At 40.6% G+C, this 20,829-nt stretch carries 18 protein-coding genes; 6 read left to right on the top strand and 12 right to left on the bottom strand.

Annotated features, from left to right (window positions below):
- Nucleotides 1-17: 17 nt before the first annotated feature.
- Nucleotides 18-1,877: a M1 family metallopeptidase gene (locus OQX64_RS07685; RefSeq protein WP_265818319.1), complete on the top strand. Its 1,860-nt coding sequence runs from the start codon at nt 18-20 to the stop codon at nt 1,875-1,877.
- 60 nt (nt 1,878-1,937) lie between these two features.
- On the opposite strand, the gene queG is transcribed toward OQX64_RS07685, so the two are convergent.
- Entirely contained in the window at nt 1,938-2,873 is a 936-nt protein-coding gene (queG, locus tag OQX64_RS07680; RefSeq protein ID WP_265819036.1) for a tRNA epoxyqueuosine(34) reductase QueG, read from the bottom strand.
- 137 nt (nt 2,874-3,010) lie between these two features.
- Between queG and OQX64_RS07675 the strand changes: the two genes are divergently transcribed.
- Nucleotides 3,011-3,217, top strand: coding sequence for a hypothetical protein (locus tag OQX64_RS07675; protein WP_088302167.1), 207 nt, complete (start codon nt 3,011-3,013; stop codon nt 3,215-3,217).
- 104 nt (nt 3,218-3,321) lie between these two features.
- Here OQX64_RS07675 and OQX64_RS07670 read toward each other — a convergent pair whose 3' ends face one another.
- The 4 genes from OQX64_RS07670 to pdxH all read right to left on the bottom strand — a co-directional run bounded on the left by OQX64_RS07670 (nt 3,322) and on the right by pdxH (nt 8,192).
- Nucleotides 3,322-4,830, bottom strand: coding sequence for a carbon-nitrogen hydrolase family protein (locus OQX64_RS07670; protein ID WP_088302166.1), 1,509 nt, complete (start codon nt 4,828-4,830; stop codon nt 3,322-3,324).
- A gap of 649 nt (nt 4,831-5,479) precedes the next feature.
- A complete protein-coding gene (gene ruvB / locus OQX64_RS07665; RefSeq protein ID WP_265818318.1) occupies nt 5,480-6,502 on the bottom strand; it encodes a Holliday junction branch migration DNA helicase RuvB in 1,023 nt (340 codons plus the stop codon).
- A 31-nt stretch (nt 6,503-6,533) separates the two neighbouring features.
- A complete protein-coding gene (locus tag OQX64_RS07660; RefSeq protein ID WP_265818317.1) occupies nt 6,534-7,448 on the bottom strand; it encodes a 3-hydroxyacyl-CoA dehydrogenase family protein in 915 nt (304 codons plus the stop codon).
- 93 nt (nt 7,449-7,541) lie between these two features.
- Complete coding sequence (gene pdxH, locus OQX64_RS07655; protein WP_265818316.1) at nt 7,542-8,192, bottom strand: pyridoxamine 5'-phosphate oxidase; 651 nt, start codon at nt 8,190-8,192, stop codon at nt 7,542-7,544.
- A 46-nt stretch (nt 8,193-8,238) separates the two neighbouring features.
- On the opposite strand from pdxH, the gene OQX64_RS07650 reads away from it, so the two are divergent.
- Nucleotides 8,239-8,802 carry a YqgE/AlgH family protein gene (locus tag OQX64_RS07650; protein WP_265818315.1) on the top strand — a complete coding sequence of 188 codons (564 nt, stop codon included), beginning with the start codon at nt 8,239-8,241 and terminating at the stop codon, nt 8,800-8,802.
- Here the strand turns inward: OQX64_RS07650 and OQX64_RS07645 are convergent.
- From OQX64_RS07645 to OQX64_RS07635, 3 genes are all read right to left on the bottom strand, one after another.
- Entirely contained in the window at nt 8,799-9,932 is a 1,134-nt protein-coding gene (locus OQX64_RS07645; RefSeq protein ID WP_265818314.1) for an acyltransferase family protein, read from the bottom strand. The two genes, OQX64_RS07650 and OQX64_RS07645, sit on opposite strands and share 4 nt — an antisense overlap.
- Before the next feature lie 17 nt (nt 9,933-9,949).
- The gene (gene purE / locus OQX64_RS07640) at nt 9,950-10,432 is read right to left on the bottom strand and encodes a 5-(carboxyamino)imidazole ribonucleotide mutase (RefSeq protein WP_265818313.1); all 483 of its coding nucleotides are present in this window, start codon (nt 10,430-10,432) and stop codon (nt 9,950-9,952) included.
- A 76-nt stretch (nt 10,433-10,508) separates the two neighbouring features.
- Nucleotides 10,509-11,648 carry a 5-(carboxyamino)imidazole ribonucleotide synthase gene (locus OQX64_RS07635; RefSeq protein ID WP_265818312.1) on the bottom strand — a complete coding sequence of 380 codons (1,140 nt, stop codon included), beginning with the start codon at nt 11,646-11,648 and terminating at the stop codon, nt 10,509-10,511.
- Nucleotides 11,649-11,663: 15 nt separating this feature from the next.
- Here OQX64_RS07635 and OQX64_RS07630 point away from each other — a divergent pair, with 15 nt between their 5' ends.
- Nucleotides 11,664-12,893 (top strand): NAD(P)/FAD-dependent oxidoreductase, encoded by a 1,230-nt coding sequence (locus OQX64_RS07630; protein ID WP_265818311.1) that lies wholly within the window; start codon nt 11,664-11,666, stop codon nt 12,891-12,893.
- 16 nt (nt 12,894-12,909) lie between these two features.
- Here OQX64_RS07630 and OQX64_RS07625 read toward each other — a convergent pair whose 3' ends face one another.
- The gene (locus tag OQX64_RS07625) at nt 12,910-13,626 is read right to left on the bottom strand and encodes a hypothetical protein (RefSeq protein ID WP_088302161.1); all 717 of its coding nucleotides are present in this window, start codon (nt 13,624-13,626) and stop codon (nt 12,910-12,912) included.
- Nucleotides 13,627-14,023: 397 nt separating this feature from the next.
- On the opposite strand from OQX64_RS07625, the gene OQX64_RS07620 reads away from it, so the two are divergent.
- A complete protein-coding gene (locus tag OQX64_RS07620; protein WP_088302160.1) occupies nt 14,024-14,707 on the top strand; it encodes a Crp/Fnr family transcriptional regulator in 684 nt (227 codons plus the stop codon).
- Nucleotides 14,708-15,283, top strand: a complete 576-nt coding sequence (gene mobA, locus OQX64_RS07615; protein WP_265818310.1) for a molybdenum cofactor guanylyltransferase — start codon at nt 14,708-14,710, stop codon at nt 15,281-15,283.
- On the opposite strand, the gene OQX64_RS07610 is transcribed toward mobA, so the two are convergent.
- The 3 genes from OQX64_RS07610 to OQX64_RS07600 are packed head-to-tail and all read right to left on the bottom strand — an operon-like array spanning nt 15,268 to nt 20,822.
- Complete coding sequence (locus tag OQX64_RS07610; protein ID WP_265818309.1) at nt 15,268-16,758, bottom strand: rubredoxin; 1,491 nt, start codon at nt 16,756-16,758, stop codon at nt 15,268-15,270. The genes mobA and OQX64_RS07610 overlap by 16 nt on opposite strands.
- A 4-nt stretch (nt 16,759-16,762) precedes the next feature.
- Nucleotides 16,763-17,266 carry a nitrate reductase associated protein gene (locus tag OQX64_RS07605; protein WP_265818308.1) on the bottom strand — a complete coding sequence of 168 codons (504 nt, stop codon included), beginning with the start codon at nt 17,264-17,266 and terminating at the stop codon, nt 16,763-16,765.
- A 10-nt stretch (nt 17,267-17,276) separates the two neighbouring features.
- Nucleotides 17,277-20,822 carry a nitrate reductase gene (locus tag OQX64_RS07600; RefSeq protein WP_265818307.1) on the bottom strand — a complete coding sequence of 1,182 codons (3,546 nt, stop codon included), beginning with the start codon at nt 20,820-20,822 and terminating at the stop codon, nt 17,277-17,279.
- Between the last annotated feature and the right edge of the window lie 7 nt (nt 20,823-20,829).

Below are 20,829 nucleotides of genomic sequence, written 5' to 3'. Positions count from 1 at the left end.
CCTAAAGTTTAAAAAAAATGAATTTTATAAAAATATTTAGCCTGCTATTGGGCACGGCATTTTATGCCAGTGCACAAACCATTTTACCCATAGCGCCTGAATTTCAGAAAACCTATCAAAATGAAACCCGAAATGTCAATGGAAAGCCCGGTAAAAATTACTGGCAAAATGCTGCTAAATATAATCTTAAAATAGATTTCAATCCGGTAAATCGCTTATTAAAAGGTAAGGTTAGCGTAGTCTATACCAATAACAGTCCGGATACCTTAACCGAAATCTGGTTTAAGCTATATCCTAATATTTACCAAAAAGGTACCCCCCGTAAATCTAAAATCGCAGAATCTGATTTAGGCGAAGGAGTAGCCATTGAAAAACTAACTGCAACAGGAAGGATCATCAGCGATTACCAGATTAACGGTACAAACATGACGGTTAAAATACCTGCAGTTCTACCTGGCAAAACAATTAAATTTGATATCGATTATCATTATACCTTAAATGAAGGTTCACATCTGCGTACCGGTCAGGTAGATGAAGGTGCTTATTTTGTGGCTTATTTTTTTCCACGGATAGCAGTATATGATGATGTGGATGGGTGGAATAAATTTCCATATACCGGTGCCGAAGAGTTCTATAATGATTTTGATCAGTTTAACGCAGAAATCACAGTTCCGGGCGGATACGGTGTTTGGGCAACAGGTGATCTAAAAAATGCGTCAGACGTTTTTCAGGAGCAGATTGTGACCAGACTTGCAGCTGCAGAAAAGAAGGATGAAGTGATTGATGTGATCACAGATCAGGATTTGACAACTAAAAAAGTGACTAAAAACAATGCATTCAATACTTTTAAGTTTGAAGCTGAGCATGTAACTGACTTTGTTTTCGCCTTGAGTGATCATTATTTATGGAAATCAACCAGCTTGGTGGTTGATCCGAAAACCAGGAGAAGAACGCGTGTAGATGCGGTATTTAATCCAAAGCATAAAGATTATTACGAGGTGATAGATTTTGCGCGTAAAACAGTATCATCGATGAGTTTTGTTTTTCCAAAATGGCCTTTTCCATACAATCATGAAACTATTTTTGATGGTTTAGATCAAATGGAATATCCGATGATGGTAAATGACAATCCGGTTAGTAATCGCGAGGATGCCATTACCCTTACCGATCACGAAATTTTCCATACCATGTTTCCATTTTATATGGGGATTAATGAAACCAAATATGGCTGGATGGATGAGGGCTGGGCAACGATTGGGGAGTGGCTGATTTCTCCTATGATTGATTCGACAATGGTGGATGAATACGGCGTTCAGCCTACTGCTTCATCATCAGGAGGAAAAGATGATTCACCTATTATGACGCTGACAACGGATTTGAAGGGTTCGGGTTCATTTACAAATTCTTATCCTAAGCCCGGTTTAGCTTATCTGTTTGTGAAAGATTACCTGGGTGATGAATTGTTTACCAAAGCACTGCATACCTACATTAAAAACTGGAACGGCAAACATCCTATGCCATACGATTTTTTTAACAGCATGAATGAAGGAAGCGGTAAAAACCTGAACTGGTTCTGGAAAACCTGGTTTTTTGAAGGTGGCGTTTTAGATTTAGGTATTAAAGCTGTAAATAAAACCAATGACGGGTATACGGTTGCTGTAGAAAACAAAGGAATCAAACCACTGCCTGTAGACCTGACGCTGACTTACAGCGATGGCACTACAGCGAAAAGCCATACGACAATCGGGGTATGGGAAAAGGGGGCCAAGGAAGTTTTAATTCCGGTTAAAACAACTAAAAAGCTCAATAAAGTGGTAATGGGTAGCAGCCATGTTCCGGATAAAGCAAAAGGCGATAATACTTTTAATGTGAATTAAATAGCTAAATTTATATTTACCAGAGTGGCCTTAATTATTAAGGCTATTCTGCTTTTAAAGCTATTCTGGTTTAAGAAAATCAATATTTCTTTTCAATCCTGCAAATTTAGTGCGTTTGACAGCCGAACCCTTAAACACCTTTTTGAATACATCATCTGTAATTTCGGTCAGGTCTTGAACACTTAAATCCAGAAGTCCGTTTTCTGGTTTAAAAGCATCTTCGTTGTGGGCTTTTGAAAACCTGTTCCATGGGCAAACATCCTGACAAATATCACAGCCGAACATCCAGTTGCTCATTTTATCTTTGAATTCTGTAGGAATTTCATTTTTCAACTCAATAGTCAGATAAGATATGCATCTCGTTCCATCTACCACCTGTGGGGCAATAATAGCATCTGTTGGGCATGCATCTAAACAGCGCGTGCAGGTACCGCAATGATCGGTTTGAAAGGGATGATCGTAATCCAGTTCCAGATCTACAATCAGTTCAGCCAGAAAGAAAAAGGAGCCTTCTGTTTTACTGATCAGATTGGAGTTTTTTCCTATCCAACCAATACCTGACTTTTTTGCCCAGGCACGATCCAGAACTGGAGCAGAGTCTACGAAAGCCCTACCTGATACTGCTCCGATATTTTCTTCAATAAAAAAGGTCAGTGCCTTCAGTTTATCTTTAATGACGGTATGGTAATCCTGACCATAGGCATATTTGGAGATTTTAGGTGCATCAGGATCCAATTGCTTTTCGTCCGTATAATAATTGAGCGATAATGAAATAACAGATTTAGCGTCTTCCACCAGCAATCTCGGATCAAGGCGTTTATCAAAGTAATTTTCCATGTACTTCATTTCACCATGGTAATTTTGATGAAGCCATTTTTCCAGCCGGGGTGCCTCATCTTCCAGAAATTCGGCCTTTGAAATACCCACATCTAAAAACCCAAGACGTTTGGCTTCATTTTTTATTAGCAGGCTATATTTTGCGGCATTATTGTACACGTTGACGCAAAGATAAGGCTTAGGATTTAAAACATTTTGATTAATCACGTGTTCTTGAATTAGAAACTAAATTAATTTATAGTATTTCTTAATGAATCATAAATGAAGATTTAAGGGGTTTACTCAATAAACTAAATATGGAAAATATAGATCCACAACATACGGAATCAGGAGAAGCTCCTAAACCGATTGAGAAAGATTATGAAAATCATAAAGAAGATCCCGGACCAGCAAAGCCAGCTGTGACGGAAAAAGATGAGAATGGCGCAGGTTCTGTTTTAAAATGGATCCTACCGATTGCTGTAATTATCGGATTGATCGTATGGTTTGCTTTAAGAAAATAAGTAGCTTTAGATTAAATTGAATGCCGGTTGTTGATGCAACCGGCATTTTTTATGATGTTTTTTTAGGTTCAGATTGAAGCAGAACGTGAACTTGCAAAAAAAAATTATTTTAATAATTTGGTTTGGTATAAGTCTGTTCTTCTGTCTTTAAGGACTTTAACCGTTCCATAATGGTGTAACTCATCCAGTAAATGTAAGTCCACGTCAACTACCAGTACCATTTCTGTATTGGGTGTAGCTTCAGCCTTTACTGCATTGGTTGGAAAAGCAAAATCAGATGGTGTAAAAACAGCTGATTGCGCAAATTGTATATCCATGTTATTTACTTTCGGTAAATTCCCTACACAACCCGCAATGGCTACATAACATTCGTTCTCTATGGCCCTGGCCTGTGCGCAATGCCTTACCCTGGTATAACCATTTTGTGTGTCGGTTAAAAATGGTACAAAGAGGATTTGCATCCCCTGATCCGCATAAATTCTGCTCAGTTCAGGAAACTCCACATCATAGCAAATCAAAATTCCGATTTTACCACAATCCGTATCAAAAACCTGTACTTTATCTCCGCCGATCATTCCATAATATTTTTGCTCATTTGGGGTGATGTGTATTTTCCGATACTCATCTATTTTACCTGTACGGTGGCATAAATAGGTGGCGTTGTATAGTTTGCCATTTTCCAGTAAAGGCATACTACCTGTAATAATGTTAACATTATAACTTAAGGCATATTCATGCATTCTGTCAACAATTTCCTGTGTTTTTTCGGCCAGCTTACGCATGGCTTCAATTTCCGGAAGGTGGTTATAAGGTTGAAGGAGCGGGGTATTAAACAATTCGGGGAACATGATGAAATCAGCTTTATATCCGCTCAAGGCATCCACAAAAAACTCTACCTGCTCATAAAATACGTCCATATCCGGGAACAAACGCATTTCCCACTGAACCAAACCAAGCCTGATCGTCATGGCCGAACGAGCAGAGGCATCTACCCCCTGATAATAGATGTTGTTCCATTCAATTAAGGTGGCAAACTCCTTTGATTCTTTATCCCCGGGCAGGTAATTCTTTAAAACCTTTCTCACGTGGAAATCATTGGAAATCTGAAAAGTTAAGGTTGGATCATAAATTTCTTTCGCCTTTACTTTATCAATGTATTGCCTTGGTGTCAACGTTTGGGCATAGGTATGGTATCCGGGGATTCTTCCGCCGGCAATGATACTTTTTAAATTTAAACTCTCGCAAAGTTCCTTTCTGGCTTCGTATAGTCTTCTTCCAAGTCTTAATCCGCGAAAATCAGGATGAACAAAAATTTCGATACCATAAAGCGTATCACCATTTGGATCATGTGTTGTAAAAGAATAATCACCTGTAATAAGTTTGTATGTATGCCGGTCGCCATATTCATCATACTCTACAATAATGGAAAGTGAACAGGCTACCACCTTATTATCAACGGCGATACAGATTTGTCCTTCAGGAAAAATATTCAGGAGTTTGGCGATACTGGTTTTTGGCCATATAGACCCGCCCATACTATCATAGGCCTGCAACATGGATTCTTTTAAGTCGGCATAATCTTCTAGCGTTAGCTTACGTAATTCAATATTCATAATTTGCTGGTTTTACCCTAACTGAACGGATGGCGTCACTAAATGTTTGGTTAAATAATAATTATAATAGTAAAACAGATTCAAAAATGTAGCTCATATCCTTTTCAGGATATTTTACTGATGGTTAATTGATTTGCGAGACCTTTTGAATGACAGTATTTTCATATTCTCCCGCAGATTTTCGAAGATAAACGCAGATCTTAAGTGATGTTATGGATATTAACAATTTCAATCAGCGATAATCTTTATCGATCAGCGGGAACCATTAACATTTATATTCTCCCGCAGATTTTTGAAGATAAACGCAGATCTTAAGTGATGTTGTGGATATTAACAATTTCAATCAGCGATAATCTTTATCGATCAGCGGGAACCATTAACATTTATATTCTCCTGCAGATTTTTGAAGATAAACGCAGATCTTAAGTGATGTTGTGGATATTAACAATTTCAATCATCGATAATCTTTATCGATCAGCGGGAACCATCACCATTTATATTCTCCCGTAGATTTTGAAGATAAATGCAGACATTAAATGATGTTTGGGTATTGACAATTTCAATCGGCGAGAATCCCTATTAATCAGCGGGAACCCATTTTGCATAGCATCATTATTATTAACATGCAGCTATAGTGTATATGATGAGGTTAAAATAATTTCCCGGTTTGTGCCGGATAATTCTTTTTCAAGTGTTTATAGGCAGCTTCTGTTACTTCTCTTCCACGTGAGGTACGCATGATGAATCCCTCCTGGATCAGGAAAGGTTCATAAACTTCCTCAATGGTACCTTCATCTTCACCAACAGCTGTGGCAATGGTTTTTAAACCCACCGGGCCGCCCTTAAATTTATCGATAATAGTAGTCAGTATTTTATTATCCATTTCATCCAAGCCATGTTCATCCACATTTAGTGCATTTAAGGCATAGTTGGCAATTTCAGGATCGATGCTGCCTGTACCCTTAATTTGTGCGAAATCACGTGTTCGGCGCAACAGGGCATTGGCAATACGCGGCGTACCCCGGCTTCGGCGGGCAATTTCAAAAGCACCTTCATCACTGATGGGGGTATTTAAAATATCTGACGAACGAAGAACAATGGTGGTTAGTAATTTGGCATCATAGTAAGCCAAACGGCAGTTGATTCCAAATCTTGCCCGAAGCGGTGCAGTCAGCAAACCAGATCGGGTGGTGGCACCAACTAATGTAAAAGGATTAAGCGAGATCTGAACAGAACGGGCATTTGGGCCGGTTTCCAGCATGATGTCAATCTTAAAATCTTCCATCGCAGAATATAGGTATTCTTCTACCAAAGGTGATAAGCGATGGATTTCATCAATAAAAAGGATATCGCCTTCATCCAGGCCGGTTAAAAGTCCGGCTAAATCTCCCGGTTTATCCAATACCGGGCCTGAGGTAACCTTAATTCCGGCGCCCATTTCATTGGCAATAATATAAGAAAGTGTGGTTTTACCCAAACCCGGCGGGCCGTGCAGCAATACGTGATCGAGTGCTTCACCACGTAATTTGGCTGCCTGAACGAAAATGCGCAGATTTTCCATCACCTTTTCCTGGCCCGTAAAATCTTCAAATGCCTGTGGCCTCAGTACCCTTTCAATGTCACGATCTGTAGGTGAAAGCTGGCTTGGATCCGGATCAAGATTTTCGTTCATATTGCAAATATAAAATAAAATACTAAAAAAATTAGGATTTAATAAATTTGTCAGCAACAACTAAATCTTTTGAACCGGCATGATATTTATAAAATCCCTCACCTGATTTTACACCCTTTTTGCCAGCAGCAACCATATTAATGAGTAACGGGCATGGTGCATATTTAGGATTTCCAAATCCCTCATGTAGTACTTTCAGGATGGCCAGACAAACATCAAGCCCGATAAAATCAGCCAGTTGAAGCGGGCCCATGGGATGAGCCATACCCATTTTCATAACGGTATCAATTTCATAAACGCCAGCAACTCCTTCATATAAAGTATAGATGGCTTCATTAATCATGGGCATTAAGATCCGGTTAGCCACAAAACCGGGGTAATCGTTTACTTCAACAGGAACTTTTTCAAGCTTTTCGGAAAGCGACATGATGGTTTTGGTGGTTTCATCACTGGTTTGATAACCCCTGATTACCTCTACCAGTTTCATCACCGGAACCGGATTCATAAAATGCATTCCAATAACCTGTGCTCCGCGATGTGTAACCGCCGCGATTTGTGTAATGGAAATGGATGAAGTGTTGGACGCCAAAATGGCACCGGTTGGCGCATAAAGATCAAGATCCTTGAATATTTTTAATTTCAGATCCACATTTTCAGTTGCCGCTTCCACAATTAAATCTGCATGAGCCACGCCTTCACTGATGGATGTAAAGGTTTTGATGTTTTGGAGGGCACTTGTTTTCTGTGCAGGAATTAATAATCCTTTACTCACTTGTCTGTCCAGATTTTTATCAATGGTTTTTATGGCCTGTTCAAGTGCAGATGCATTGATATCGATCAGGCTAACCTGGTAATCAAACTGTGCAAACAAATGTGCAATACCATTTCCCATCGTTCCGGACCCGATTACTGAGATGTTTTTAATCGTTTTGGCTGTTTTGTTCATATATACACTTCCTTTGAAATTATAGCTTATGATTTGAATTAAAGATAGAGATCTTGCCGGATGGGAGATCTCCATTGTATTTTAGATAGATTATTATGGTGCCAATCGGGTTCTAACCCATTCATTTTTAATCCATTCAAAATTCACGCGGTCGTGCAGGCGACTTCTTCTGCCTTGCCAGAATTCGATGCGTGTGGGTTTAACGACATAACCACCCCAATGTGCTGGTTTTACAATGGCTTTATCTTCACTTTTGGCTTTTAAATCCTCAAATTTTTCCTCTAAAAAAGATCTGTCTGGAATCACCTGGCTTTGGGGTGATGCAATGGCACCAATCTGGCTTGCTACCGGACGGGTATTAAAATAGGCTTCTGAAGTTTCCTTATCCAGCTTTTCTACCGTTCCTTCCACTCTTACTTGTCTTTCCAGCTCCGGCCAGAAGAATACCAGTGCGGCATAAGGATTTCTTTTTAATTCTTTACCTTTTGCACTTAAGTAATTGGTGTAAAAGCGAAATCCATCATCATCCACTCCCTTCAATAGCACAATACGGGCATCTGGTCTTCCTGATTTATCAGCAGTAGCCAGGGTCATCACATTCGGCTCATAAATTTGCGCTTCAACTGCATGGTCAAACCATTTTTTAAATTGTGTAATAGGATTTTTATCTACGTCAGACTCATCTAACGTGGCGCTTTTATATTCTTGGCGCAGGTTTTGTAGATATTCATTAGTAACTTGCATAAAACAAAAATAGGCATCTTTTATGGTGCTACAAATGATTATCATCATGCTTAACAATATAAAACCAAAAACAGGTCGTTTATTGATCTCTGAACCCTTTATGTCTGATCCTAATTTTAAGCGGTCTGTGGTATTATTGTCTGAGCATGGCAATGACGGTTCTGTGGGTTATATTTTAAATCAGGTGGCGAATGTTATTTTGAAAGATGTGATGCAGGATCTATGGGAAGCTCAAAATCATATTTATTTCGGCGGACCTGTTGCTGCTGATACCCTGCATTTTATCCATAGGGCTTATGATAAACTACAAAGCGGGGAGCCCATTGGCAATGGCTTGTATTGGGGCGGTAATTTTGAAACGCTTAAAGTTTTAATCAATACCAATGCCATCGATGAGCATGAGGTTAAGTTTTTTATGGGTTATTCTGGTTGGGATAACGGGCAGCTGGACAGAGAATTGCAACAAAATGCCTGGATGGTAAGCGAGGTATCTGATCTCGATCTTATTTTTGGTAATGATGATGAAAAACTCTGGCGGGATGTAATTGTAAATCTCGGCCCCAAATATGCACATGTAAGCAATTTTCCGATTGATCCGAGTTTAAATTAGGCTTTAAATTTTTTCAAAAATTTCTTCTGCAACCAGTTTCGAACGGGTTCATCGTAATATTTCAAACTTAAATAGGCAATACCAATACTTCCGGCAAATAATAATAAGCCCATTGGAAGTCCTTTTTCCATTGGAATTTTATGGTCAATCACCCAGGCCGTGTAAACGTAAATAAGTGGATAATGGGTGATGTAAAGCGGGTAGGAGATATCGCCCAGAAATTTACATATTTTCTGGCTGGTTTTTCCAGCGATATGGCTTCCGGCACCAATAGAAACAATCAGTGGGAAAATAAAAATAATTACAACTGATTCATATAATCCATTCATCCAAAGCTTTTCTGGTCCACCCAACCTCGGAAAGGATAATACCGTAAGCAATAAAACGGCACAGATCCAAAATCCACCTTTTATATGAATGAGTTTCCCAAACCTGCATAACAGCACACCTGCAAAAAAAGGAAATAATAACCGGGTAAAACCTATGGTAAGTTGTTCGGTATTCACAGACCAGCCGCCAATTACATCGCCCTGCTTCCCCAATACGGTGTGGTAAATTAATAAACAGGCAGCCAATAAAACCAGAATGGATAATGCGGTTTTAGAAAATTTTCTTACCAGTAGGGCATATAAAATATTACCAATGTATTCGAAAAATAAGGACCATGCCGGACCATTTAAAGGATGCATTTCCTGCCAGCCCCTGATATCCATAGAAGGCAATACGGGGATTACAGTAAAACCAACTAACATAATTAATATCAGCTGCCAGACAGGCGTTTGCGCAATGGGTGGGAATGTTGCTCCTGCGCCCTGATAAAATAAAACGGCACCAATAATCGTCCCGATGATGACCATGGGCTGTAACCTGATCATTCTCCGTTTAATGAACGCCCATTTTGTTAATTTTTCCCAACGGTCATCATAAGCATAAGCAATTACAAAACCAGATAACAGGAAGAAAAAATCAACGGCCAGATAACCATGATTTAACAGCTGTTCGAAACGGTTGCCCATCGCAAATGCTTCCATAATATGAAACATCACCACAAAAAAAGCGGCTACACCACGTAAACCATCAAGAATCTGATAATGGTTTTTAGCATTGAGTAGTTCAGTTTGAGCGTTCATCAAATGGAAATAGGGGATTACATGCTTTCAGCGCTTTCTTCCACTTTTCTTTTCAACTCATCTTTGTAGGCCTGCATTTTTAAGGTTAAAGATTCATCTGCCGTAGCTAAAATCTGAACAGACAGTAAGCCGGCATTTTTAGCGGCATTAAGTGCAACTGTGGCTACCGGAATGCCATTAGGCATTTGCAGGATAGATAAAATACTGTCCCAGCCATCAATGGAGTTGGAAGATTTTACCGGAACGCCAATTACAGGCAATGTGGTAATAGAAGCCACCATTCCGGGTAAATGAGCTGCACCGCCAGCTCCGGCAATGATTACTTTTAAACCTCTGGCATGGGCATCCTTCGCATAATGAAACATGCGTTCAGGTGTTCTATGCGCAGATACTACGGTGATTTCATAATCAATCCCAAATTCCTTTAACACATCAGCGGCATCCTGCATAACAGGTAAGTCTGATTTGCTGCCCATGATTATTCCTACTTTTGCACTCATGATATTTATTTTATCGCTTATTGTCCTTAATCCTTAGTCTTTGCTCTTTAATCTTTGTTCCTTGCTCTTTATTTATTTAAGCAATTACTTTAAGAGTCTTTTGTACATATCTTGCTTTTTCAATGGCCTTATCCCTGTCGATGTCAACAATGGTTACGTGTCCCATTTTACGAAAAGCTTTGGTGTATTTTTTTCCATAGAGGTGAACAAAAACACCGTCAATAGCCATTATTTTTTCCAGGTTTTCGTATTTGGCAACGCCTTCTGAACCTTTTTCGCCCAACAGGTTAATCATTACGGCATTGGTAATGCTGGTGGTATCGCCCAAAGGCAAATTATAGATAGACCTCAAGTGCTGCTCAAACTGAGAAACATAATTGCCCTCTATGGTATGGTGACCGCTATTGTGTGGACGCGGGGCCACCTCGTTTACCAGGATTTCTCCATCGCTGGAAACGAACATTTCTACCGCTAAAATTCCGGTAATGTTCATGGCTGATGCGATGTTTTTAGCAATATTTTCGGCTTTCTGCTGTAGACTTTCAGCATAAGTAGAAGGGGATATCAGAAACTCAACCAGGTTCGCTTCAGGATTAAATTCCATCTCTACCATTGGAAAGGTTTTCATGTCGCCTTTTGCATTTCTGGCTACAATAACTGCAACTTCCTTTTCAAAATCAACCAGTTTTTCAATAATGCAGGGGGCATCAAAAGCATTTTTCAAATCATCTGCACTGTTTATCCTCATTACGCCTTTACCATCATACCCGTCTTTGCGCAATTTTAAAATATATGGAAAAGGAATCTGGCTGTTTTCAAGATCTTCTCTGGTATTCACAATCTGAAAAGGAGAGGTTGGAATATCATTTTCCTTAAAAAACTGTTTTTGTATGCCTTTATCCTGAATCAAACGAATTACCCTCGATTGGGGAAACACTTGCTTGCCTTCTTTTTCCAGTTGTTCTAAAGCTTCGATATTAACTTTTTCTATTTCGATAGTGATGATGTCAGCCTTTTTTCCAAAATTATAAACGGTGTCGAAATCTGTGATGGAACCATTTTCAAAATAGTTTGCCAGGTGCTTGCAGGGCGCATCCGGATCCGGATCCAAAACCAAACTGGTTACATTATAGTTAATCGCCTGCTGAATCAGCATCCTGCCGAGTTGTCCACCACCTAAAATACCTAATTTTAATTCGCTGATCTGTTTTGCCATGAAGGGTTGAAAATTATGCTAATTTTGTACAAAAGTAACAATTTAGGTTTAATGATGGATGCAGATGCGATTATTATTGGTGCAGGTGCCTGTGGATTAATGTGTGCAGTACAGGCAGGCTATCTCGGTAAAAAGGTCATCGTGCTGGAAAAGAATGAAAAACCCGGTGCTAAAATTTTAATCTCCGGTGGCGGGCGCTGTAATTATACCAATCTGTTTGCTTCAGATGAGCAGTTTATTTCTGCAAATACTCATTTTATCAAATCTGCCTTTAATCAATGGACAGTTGATGATACTATTGGTTTTTTCGAGACTTATGGTATTCAGGGAAAAGAAAAAAGGCTGGGGCAATTGTTTCCTGATGATAAAAACGCCAAGGATGTGGTGGATGTGTTTACCTCGGTCTGTGCCGATTTTGGACAGGAAATCAGAACCAAAGCTGATGTGAAGGAAATTGAAGTTTTGGCAGATGAATTTAAAGTAACCTACGAGAAACACGGAAAAATAATCTCACTGCGTGCGGAAAAATTAGTGATTGCCACCGGAGGCTTACCAATTCCGAAAATGGGTGCCACTGATTTTGCCTTGCGTTTTGCAAGGAAACATCAGTTAAACATTATAGAAACCGCCCCGGCTTTGGTTCCTTTAACTATCACAGGAAAAGATGAGGAATGGTTTTCACAGCTTTCCGGCAATTCGGTTTTTTGCGAAGTGAGTAATGAAGCAATATCTTTTGAAGAAAATATTCTTTTTACACACTGGGGATTGAGCGGTCCGGCGGTTTTGCAGATTTCTTCCTTCTGGCGCAAAGGTGAGGTGGTGAATTTAAATCTTCTTCCCGCAGAAAATATCCTTCAATTGTTAGATGAGGAGCGTAAACTCAATGGCCGAACTTTGGTTTCTACTTTGCTGAACCGTTTTTACACCAAAAAGCTGACGGATGCCTTAGGGAAGTTTTTGCCACTAAATAAACCTGTTGCTGCCTTAACCAAAATAGAAATGGAGCTAATAGATCAAACAATACATCGTTTTAAAGTAAAGCCTGCAGGAGATAAAGGTTATGATAAGGCAGAAGTAATGCGTGGGGGAATTGATACGAATGAGATATCTTCTAAAACGCTGGAGTGTAAAAAAATTCCAAATCTCTTTTTTGGTGGTGAATGTTTAGATGTGACAGGCTGGCTTGGGGGATATAATTTTCAATGGGCCTGGGCCAGTGGCTTTGTCATTGCACAGCAGATTTAATTTATATAGCTTATCATCATAAATAAACATTGGGCATGATTTCCCAGGCCCATGGCTTTTTAAAAGTTTTGAATGTTCTCAGCTGACTGAAAAATAGTACCTCACTGGTTTTTTGATTGGCGATGTCGCGCTGATGCAGATTGCCTATGGTAGTAAAGAGCTGGCGGCTATTGAAATCGTAAATCCGCTCTGTCATATCTCCAGTATTCTGGTTAAAATAAAGGTTAATTGCACTGGTAAGAAACCAATCCTTTTGCTGGAATTTAAAAGTGTAACCCAATTCCCATCGCCACTCACTACCCCCTCTGAATCTTAAAAATAGCTGCTGATCTTTAATCTCTACCTGTTGTAGTGGATCTCCAAGTTTTCCGCCTTCTTCAGATCTTAGGATAAAATCGTTATTCTGGGTTGATAAATGATAATTACCCGTTGTTTTATCTTTAAAGTAAATGGCTAAAATACGTGGTTTCTGTGTTTCCTTAATAATTTCGGAATTGTTATCGCCATAGGTTCGTGTTTCCTCAATGGTTTGGTTTGATTCAAAAACCAATGCCAGATCTGCTGCCTGGTCGTTATTTAAATCGCCCTGAGCTGTTTCAATTACCGTCCAGTTTTTCAGTTGAAGTTGTTCAACGGCAGAACCTTGCAGTTTTACTTTAGGAAACACAAATGATTTTTGAGCGGAGGCGATCTGAGAAAATAAAATTGTCAAAATAAGGGGCAAAAATTTCATTCGGTATCATAAAGTGGATGTATGTATAAAAACGTTGATTAAAGGGTTTAATTACATTTTGTATGTATCAAATCTGTAGTAAGCCTTAGCTGATAGAGATATAATTTAAGCGATCTGATTTGTTAGGCTAAAACATTATCTATGTAAAATACAGTCATTTCGCGATGAAGGTACTTCCCTGTTTTATTTCTATTCTTTAGGACTTGTATCAAGTAAAATGGAATTTAGTTTTATTCAACAAGCTAAAGGAGGTTGAATTTGAAGAATGAGTTTTTTGAAATAGAAGTCACATCGTTCTTTTCTTTTTAAGGAAAGATACCCACAGTACTTCTGCTACATCATATTTTATAATTAAAATCAATGATGATTGATTACTTTTACCCTATACGTTGAAATTATGAAGAAGGATAGTGCTTGCGACCTTAATACCTGTATGATGTGCCAGCTGGCATTACCTGAATGGCAACCTGCCATTGCGCACCACAGAAAAAACTTTATTGCCAAAAGAGGCGAATCGATTTTTAGTGAGGGTGAACCAGTTAAAGGGGTATATTTTGTTACCTCCGGTAATGTGAAAATCCATAAAAAGTGGGGTGATAAAGAACTGATTTTGCGTTTCGCAAACCGTGGTGCTATTTTTGGGCACCGGGGCATAACCTCAAAAATAGATGCTTACCCCATTTCTGCCACGGCTTTAGAAACCACGCATTTTTGTGTTGTGGATATTGAATTTTTTAAAACCACGCTGAAGGTTAATCATGAATTTTCTTACCAGATGCTAATGTTTTATGCAGATGAGTTACATGCTTCAGAGAAAAAAATGAGAAACCTGGCTTTAATGTCAGTTAAAGGACGCTTGGCTGTGGCCTTGCTGGAGCTGAAAGCACAATTTGGTTTAGACCAGGATGGCTATCTTTCATTGGAGCTGAGCCGGCAGGATCTGGCAGCCTTTACAGGTGCCACTTACGAAACGGTATTCCGCACCATGAATGAATTGCTGGCAGAACAGCTGATTAAAGTAAACGGGAAAGCTCTGGGTATTATGAACGAAGCCGGATTAATTGAACTTGCTTCGAAATAAATGTTAGGCATCGTTTGCTGCGGGGGAAAAAGCACCAGGATGGGAACCGATAAGGGGCTGATTTCTATTGGGAATGGCAACTGGGCTACACATGCTTTCCAGAAGCTGAAAGGCCTGGGTATTCCAGTGGCAATATCGGTTAATGAAAGTCAGCGTGAAAATTACCTTCCATTCTTTAAAGAAGAACAATTCATTTTTGATGATCCATCACTGGATATAGCCGGCCCGGTGCTGGCACTTTTATCGGTACATGCGAAACACCCGTTGGCTGACTTGTTGGTGCTGGCCTGCGATTTACCCCTGATGGAAACCAGCCTGTTAACACAATTACTGGACGCAGAAAATAAATTACCCGCTAAGGAAGCTTTTGTTTTTAGCCATGACGGAAACCCGGAGCCACTTTGTGCCATTTATAAAGCCGGAAGTTTAGCCAAAGTTATGCATGAACTAAAGGGGGGCAGGCTAACCAGGCACAGCATGAAACATGTTTTAAGTTTGCTGAAGGTTTGCGAACTCATCATCCCTGAAGGTAAAACAGGGGCTTTTAAAAATTTCAATACTTATGATGGAGTATAAGCAAGGGCGGAATGGCTGATTTTGATAAACTCATGTTTCGTACCTTCACATACCGGGCAACAATAGCTTTCTGCAAGGTGCTGAAAGGCCGTATGTGGCGGGATGTTTGATTCCATTTCGCCAATGGCTTCGTTGTAAATGGTAAAACACCGGCTGCATTGATAAAGGTTTTCTTCTTCCAATAAAGGAGTATTTACTTTGGCAGTGGGCGAAACAGCTTTTTTATACTGGCTGGTTTCCTTTCTGAAAGTATAAAACTTCATAATAACCCTTCTCAACTGCTCGGGTAGCATGGCTTTCAGATTGCCACTGCTAAAAACTTCTTCTGTACGTTCATTCGGATTAAAATCTTTTGCCCTGAGAATGTCATAAACGGGAAATAGTTTGATGCCCATAAAATGGACGAGGTAACGTTTGCGAATTAGAATGCTGCTGAATATTTCACTTTTTTTCCTGGTTTTAATACCAACGCAAATCCCGAAAGTACGGATATCATCTATGCTGAGGTATTTCACCAGGTAGTTTTTTAGCTGCAGGCCTTCCATACAGTTATCTTCTACCTGAAAATTCAGTTCATTGGCTGCATGGCGCATGTTGATGTTAAATTCTTCCAGCAAATTGTTCCAGCGGATTTTATCTTGTTCAGCAATACCTTTGATAATGATGCTTTTCCATGAGGTGCAGCAAATTTGTCCCACTTTCGTATCTGTACATAACAGGCAGAGTTTTTTTAAGAAAGCCACTTTAAACAATTCATCCCGCCGGTAAATGCCAAGCCAGTATTTGTTATTGTAGCGGTTAAGGCCTTCATAATAGGGCAGGTTAAATGGTACAGTGGAGACCGGTTGTGTGGCTTTTTTTAAGATGTAATCATCGGTTTGCATCAGGCTGAAAAGTTCTGCTCCGCTGGCTTGTATGTTATCGATAAAATCTGCAGGCTGTGAAGTAATCAGGGCTTCAATTTGCCTGGTTAATCTGGAAATGCTGTTGGTGTAACACAGCTGATCCCACTCATAAACTACATTGGTTTTAGGGAAGCGGATAATGAGGTGCCAGTAATGTTCGGCCGCTGCAGAAGCGATCCAGTTGATATTGCCGGTGAGCATGGGCGTGAAACTCTGGCTATGATCGCAGATGTTTACCTTTAAGCTGGGTTTAAAATCTATAGCAGCCAGCACATCCTGGTAAACCCCTTCGGTAAGCCAGGAGTTCCGGATAAAAATTTCTTCAGCAGGGTAGGAGCTTACGATATTGGGGTATTGGCTCTGGTCAATTTCATAATCAATGGCGAGGCGGCTGAGTTCACCAGTAAATGTTGCTGCGTTATAGCTGATGGTATCCAGGTAGAGCTGTTGCCTTAGTCCAAACCTTACATATTGGATTTTTGCCCTTGTGGCCGCCACCAGGATGTTATACAGGTTTCCGGGTGAAATAATCCCGCCGGGAAAATTAATAATAACGGTGAGTGGCTGCATACTGTTAGTTTAATAATCCAAATTCTACAGCTGCCTTAGGGAAGTTTTTATTTTCGTGGCCGGGTCTGCAGAGTTTTAATAAGGCAAAGCGCTGGATATCAGTTAGTTTTTTCCATTGTTTCAGTGAAAGGTTCAGTCCAATTTCTGCTGATTTTTCCAGTAACATTTCCGGAATCTGCTGCAAATTGGCCCAGGCGGGTGCAGGGTCTATGGCCAGCTTTGTAGCTATATTGCCCGTGTATTTGGTAATCAGGGCAATCAGGTATTGATGGTAGCGTTCGGTCACTTCAGCGTTATCAATAGACATTAAAGCCAGTTTTACCCGTTCAGTTGCGTTAAATTTACTCCATTCGCTTAACTTTAACTTAATTCCGCAGGCATCCATTTTAAAACGGACAACCATAGGGATGCAACGGATGTTATCTTCCATAAAATCTTCTTCAAAACGAAAATATTCTATGCCCTTTACGTTAATGAATTCTGAAGGACTGGTGGTTTTTCTGCTCATTTTACTTTGATTAATCTTGTTCAACAGGAATTAATGGTTTGGCTTCCTTTGGGATATTGATGAAAGCATCAAGGATGTTTTTGATCTCTGGCCTGCAGCTGCCACAACCCATACCTGCACCGGTTAGCTGGCAGAGCTGCAAATGATCTTTGCATCCTTCTTTTATTTTATTGATTAAATTACCTTCACCCACATTATTGCAGCTGCAAATGGTTTTACCAATAAGCGGCTCAGCCATTTTTCCGCTTCGCAGCAACTGAAGTCTTTTTTCACTTAGCTCCATTTTGGTTTCAATTAAATTCCTGAATTCGAGGAACTCACTTTTATCGCCAATGAGGATGGTACCTACCAGTTTATCCTGGTGTACAATGCACTTTTTATAATAGCGTTTCGCCTTGTCTATAAAAATAATTTCTTCATAACCCTTTCCATTATTCGGAATTTCTGACAGCCCAAGTGAGCAAAGCGCCAGACTGTGCATCTTCAGGATGTTCATCAGTAAACTTCCGGTGTAGTACTTGCCGATGTCGCCACAGAGAAACCTGGCCACTACTTCGGCCTGCTGTTCGGCAGCGGCAGTGATGCCATAAAGCTGATCTTCAAATTCTGCAATTTCGCCAATGGCGAAGACGTCTTTTGCATTCGTTCTTAAATATTCATCCACCACCACCCCCCGTTTACAATCAATACCGGCTTGTTTGATCAGTTCTATATTCGGAACGGTACCAATGGCAATAACCAGCGACTGGCAGGCAATCATACGTCCGCTTTTTAAGCGAATGCCTGCTATTTCCTTTTCTCCTAAAAAGCGGTCTACCTCATCATTATAAATGATATCAATGCCTTTGCTCAAAATTTCTTCGTGAAGCAGCTGGCTGCCCATCATATCCAGCTGGCGTCCCATTAAGCGCGAAATTCTTTGTATAATGGTTACCTGTGCACCTGTTTCCTTAAGAGAGGTCGCCAGTTCAATACCCAGTAAACCTCCGCCCACAATAACAACCTCCTTATTGGTGTTCGCCAGGTGTGCTTTAAACTGATCGGCATCTGTCCTGCTCCTCATGGTAAATATCCCTCTCATGTGGGGCATATCTTTCAGTACGAAAGGTCTGCTGCCCGTGGCCAGTATTAAAATGTCATATTGGTGAATAATGCCCCGGCTATCGGTAACGGTTTTTGCTGCGGTTGAAAGGTGGCGGATTTCTATACCGCGGTGTAGTTTAATGTGGTAATGATTTTCTTCATCATTACTCATTTTGATGAGGTTATGCCAGGGCAAAGTGCCTGTAATGTAATCGGGGAGGAGTACCCTGTTGTAAAATGGAAAGTCTTCCTTGCTGAAAATTTCAATATCATCATCCATATTTAAGGTCCGGTAGCTTTTTACAAAACCACAGGCACCCGCACCAGCGCCCACTACGATGATTTTTTGTCTGGGCTTCTGATACAATTTGACTTCAACGGCGCTGTATTTAAAATCAGGTTCCTTACTGATGGGATCAACCAGGTTATTGGTGAGGTTATTGACCCGGTGATGGTCATAATGGTTGATGATGCCCCAGTGCATGGGCATGAACACCACGCCTGGTTTAATGTCCTCATTGTATTTGGCTTTCACCCGTACCTCGCCGCGTAAGCTGGTCACTACTACTAGATCCTGGTCTTTAATTTTTCGCTTAGCGGCATCTGCCGGATGAATTTCTAAAAAAGTTTCACCAAGGTGCTGGTTCAACTTCGTTACTTTACCGGTTTTGCTCCGGGTGTGCCATTGATCCCTAATTCTTCCCGTAGTGAGGATCAGCGGATGTTCAGGGCTTAAAGGTTCAGACTGGTTTTTATCTGAAAAGGAAAGAATGTTTGCCCGTTCATCAGGCGTATGAAATTTATAGTCGGTGAATAGCCTGGAGGTGCCCGAAGTATTGTTTTTTGGATATGGCCATTGAACAGCCCTCTGCTTTTGAAGGATCTCATAATCCAATCCACTGATATCAATGCTGGTTCCGGCGGTAAGTGCCGCATGTTCAAGGTAAATGGCTGAAGGGTTTTGGAAATCAAAGCCGGCATAACCCATTTTTTTTGCGAAGCGGCAAATGATTTCAGCATCAGGCAAAGCTTCTCCGGGTGCATCAACCATTTGATTTAAATGAGAAATGTAACGGCCTGCATTGGTCATGGTGCCTTCTTTTTCCGCCCAGGCGGCTGCAGGCAGAACCACATCAGCATACTTTAACGTTTCAATTTTATTACTGATGTCCTGAACCACTACAAAGCGGGCATTTTTAAGTCCGGCTTCAGCCATTTTCACATCAGGCAAACTAATCAGTGGATTGGTACATAAAATCCAGATGGCTTTGAGTTTGCCCGTATTTAGTTCATCAAACATTTCCGTAGCCGTAAGCCCCGGTTTTGGATTAATACTGCCTAACGGAATATTCCAGAAGGTTTCCACTTCATTCCGGTCTTTTTCGTCAGCCAGGTTGCGGTGTGCCGGCAGCAAATTACTGAGTCCGCCAACTTCCCTGCCACCCATAGCATTGGGCTGCCCGGTTAGTGAAAACGGTCCGCTGCCTGGTTTTCCGATGTGTCCGGTAATGAGGTTCAGGTTAATGAGCGAAAGGTTTTTATGGGTACCCACCACGCTTTGGTTCAGGCCCATCGTCCACATGGTGAGGAAGCCTTTGGCATGGCCAATAAGCGAAGCAGCCGTCCGAATATCGCTTTCTGTGATTCCGCAAATTATAGCTGCATCGGCGATGGACGTACGCAATACATTTTCACGATAGGCGGCAAAGCCATTGGTGTGCTGCCGGATAAAATCAGGATTGGTTTTGCCATCAGTAATTAAGCAATTTGCCAGTGCATGATGTAAGGTAATGTCGGTTCCTGGGTTTATTTGTAAATATACATCAGCCAGTGCACAGGTTTGAGTCTTTCTTGGGTCGCTGACAATGATTTTAAGCTTTGGGTTTTTCGCTTTAGCAGCTTCTACCCTCCGCCATAAAATGGGATGGCACCAGGCGGGGTTAGCTCCGGCTACGAAAATGCAATCTGCCAGTTCAATATCATCATAACTGATCGGCACACTGTCTTCTCCCAAACTCATTTTATAACCAACAACCGCACTGCTCATACATAAGCGGCTGTTGGTATCGATATTATTGCTACCGATAAAACCTTTAATCAGTTTATTGACCACATAATATTCTTCCGTTAAACATTGTCCGCTGGCATAAAATGCCACGCTGTCCGGACCATGTTTTTCTATTAAAGCCTTAAAAACAGCCGCCGTTCGTTCAAGTGCGGTGTCCCAGCTTACCCGCTGTAAAGGCATGTTTTTATTGTAGCGCATCTGCGGATAAAGCAAGCGGTCGCTTTTATCATTAACCGTATAATGCAGATTCATCCCTTTACTACACAACATACCGCGGTTAACCGGATGTGTTTCATCACCCGCAACTGTGAGGTTATCCTGAGCATCCTTATGTACAACAATACCACAGCCCACGCCGCAGTAGCAGCAGGTAGTGGTATTTGATATGTGTTTTCCTGGTTCCAAAAGATGT

It is taken from the genome of Pedobacter sp. GR22-10, assembly GCF_026239715.1.
Lineage (GTDB): Bacteria > Bacteroidota > Bacteroidia > Sphingobacteriales > Sphingobacteriaceae > Pedobacter.
Note: the sequence above shows the minus strand (reverse complement) of the source record. Positions and strands in the feature narration are given on the sequence as shown.

Bases quoted from the DNA above. Each gene is read 5' to 3' on its own strand.
- OQX64_RS07685 (WP_265818319.1), top strand. From the start codon at position 18: ATGAATTTTATAAAAATATTTAGCCTGCTATTGGGCACGGCATTTTAT.
- OQX64_RS07675 (WP_088302167.1), top strand. From the start codon at position 3,011: ATGGAAAATATAGATCCACAACATACGGAATCAGGAGAAGCTCCTAAA.
- OQX64_RS07670 (WP_088302166.1), bottom strand. From the start codon at position 4,830: ATGAATATTGAATTACGTAAGCTAACGCTAGAAGATTATGCCGACTTA.
- ruvB (WP_265818318.1), bottom strand. From the start codon at position 6,502: ATGAACGAAAATCTTGATCCGGATCCAAGCCAGCTTTCACCTACAGAT.
- OQX64_RS07660 (WP_265818317.1), bottom strand. From the start codon at position 7,448: ATGAACAAAACAGCCAAAACGATTAAAAACATCTCAGTAATCGGGTCC.
- pdxH (WP_265818316.1), bottom strand. From the start codon at position 8,192: ATGCAAGTTACTAATGAATATCTACAAAACCTGCGCCAAGAATATAAA.
- OQX64_RS07650 (WP_265818315.1), top strand. From the start codon at position 8,239: ATGCTTAACAATATAAAACCAAAAACAGGTCGTTTATTGATCTCTGAA.
- OQX64_RS07645 (WP_265818314.1), bottom strand. From the start codon at position 9,932: ATGAACGCTCAAACTGAACTACTCAATGCTAAAAACCATTATCAGATT.
- purE (WP_265818313.1), bottom strand. From the start codon at position 10,432: ATGAGTGCAAAAGTAGGAATAATCATGGGCAGCAAATCAGACTTACCT.
- OQX64_RS07635 (WP_265818312.1), bottom strand. From the start codon at position 11,648: ATGGCAAAACAGATCAGCGAATTAAAATTAGGTATTTTAGGTGGTGGA.
- OQX64_RS07630 (WP_265818311.1), top strand. From the start codon at position 11,664: ATGCTAATTTTGTACAAAAGTAACAATTTAGGTTTAATGATGGATGCA.
- OQX64_RS07625 (WP_088302161.1), bottom strand. From the start codon at position 13,626: ATGAAATTTTTGCCCCTTATTTTGACAATTTTATTTTCTCAGATCGCC.
- OQX64_RS07620 (WP_088302160.1), top strand. From the start codon at position 14,024: ATGAAGAAGGATAGTGCTTGCGACCTTAATACCTGTATGATGTGCCAG.
- mobA (WP_265818310.1), top strand. From the start codon at position 14,708: ATGTTAGGCATCGTTTGCTGCGGGGGAAAAAGCACCAGGATGGGAACC.
- OQX64_RS07610 (WP_265818309.1), bottom strand. From the start codon at position 16,758: ATGCAGCCACTCACCGTTATTATTAATTTTCCCGGCGGGATTATTTCA.
- OQX64_RS07605 (WP_265818308.1), bottom strand. From the start codon at position 17,266: ATGAGCAGAAAAACCACCAGTCCTTCAGAATTCATTAACGTAAAGGGC.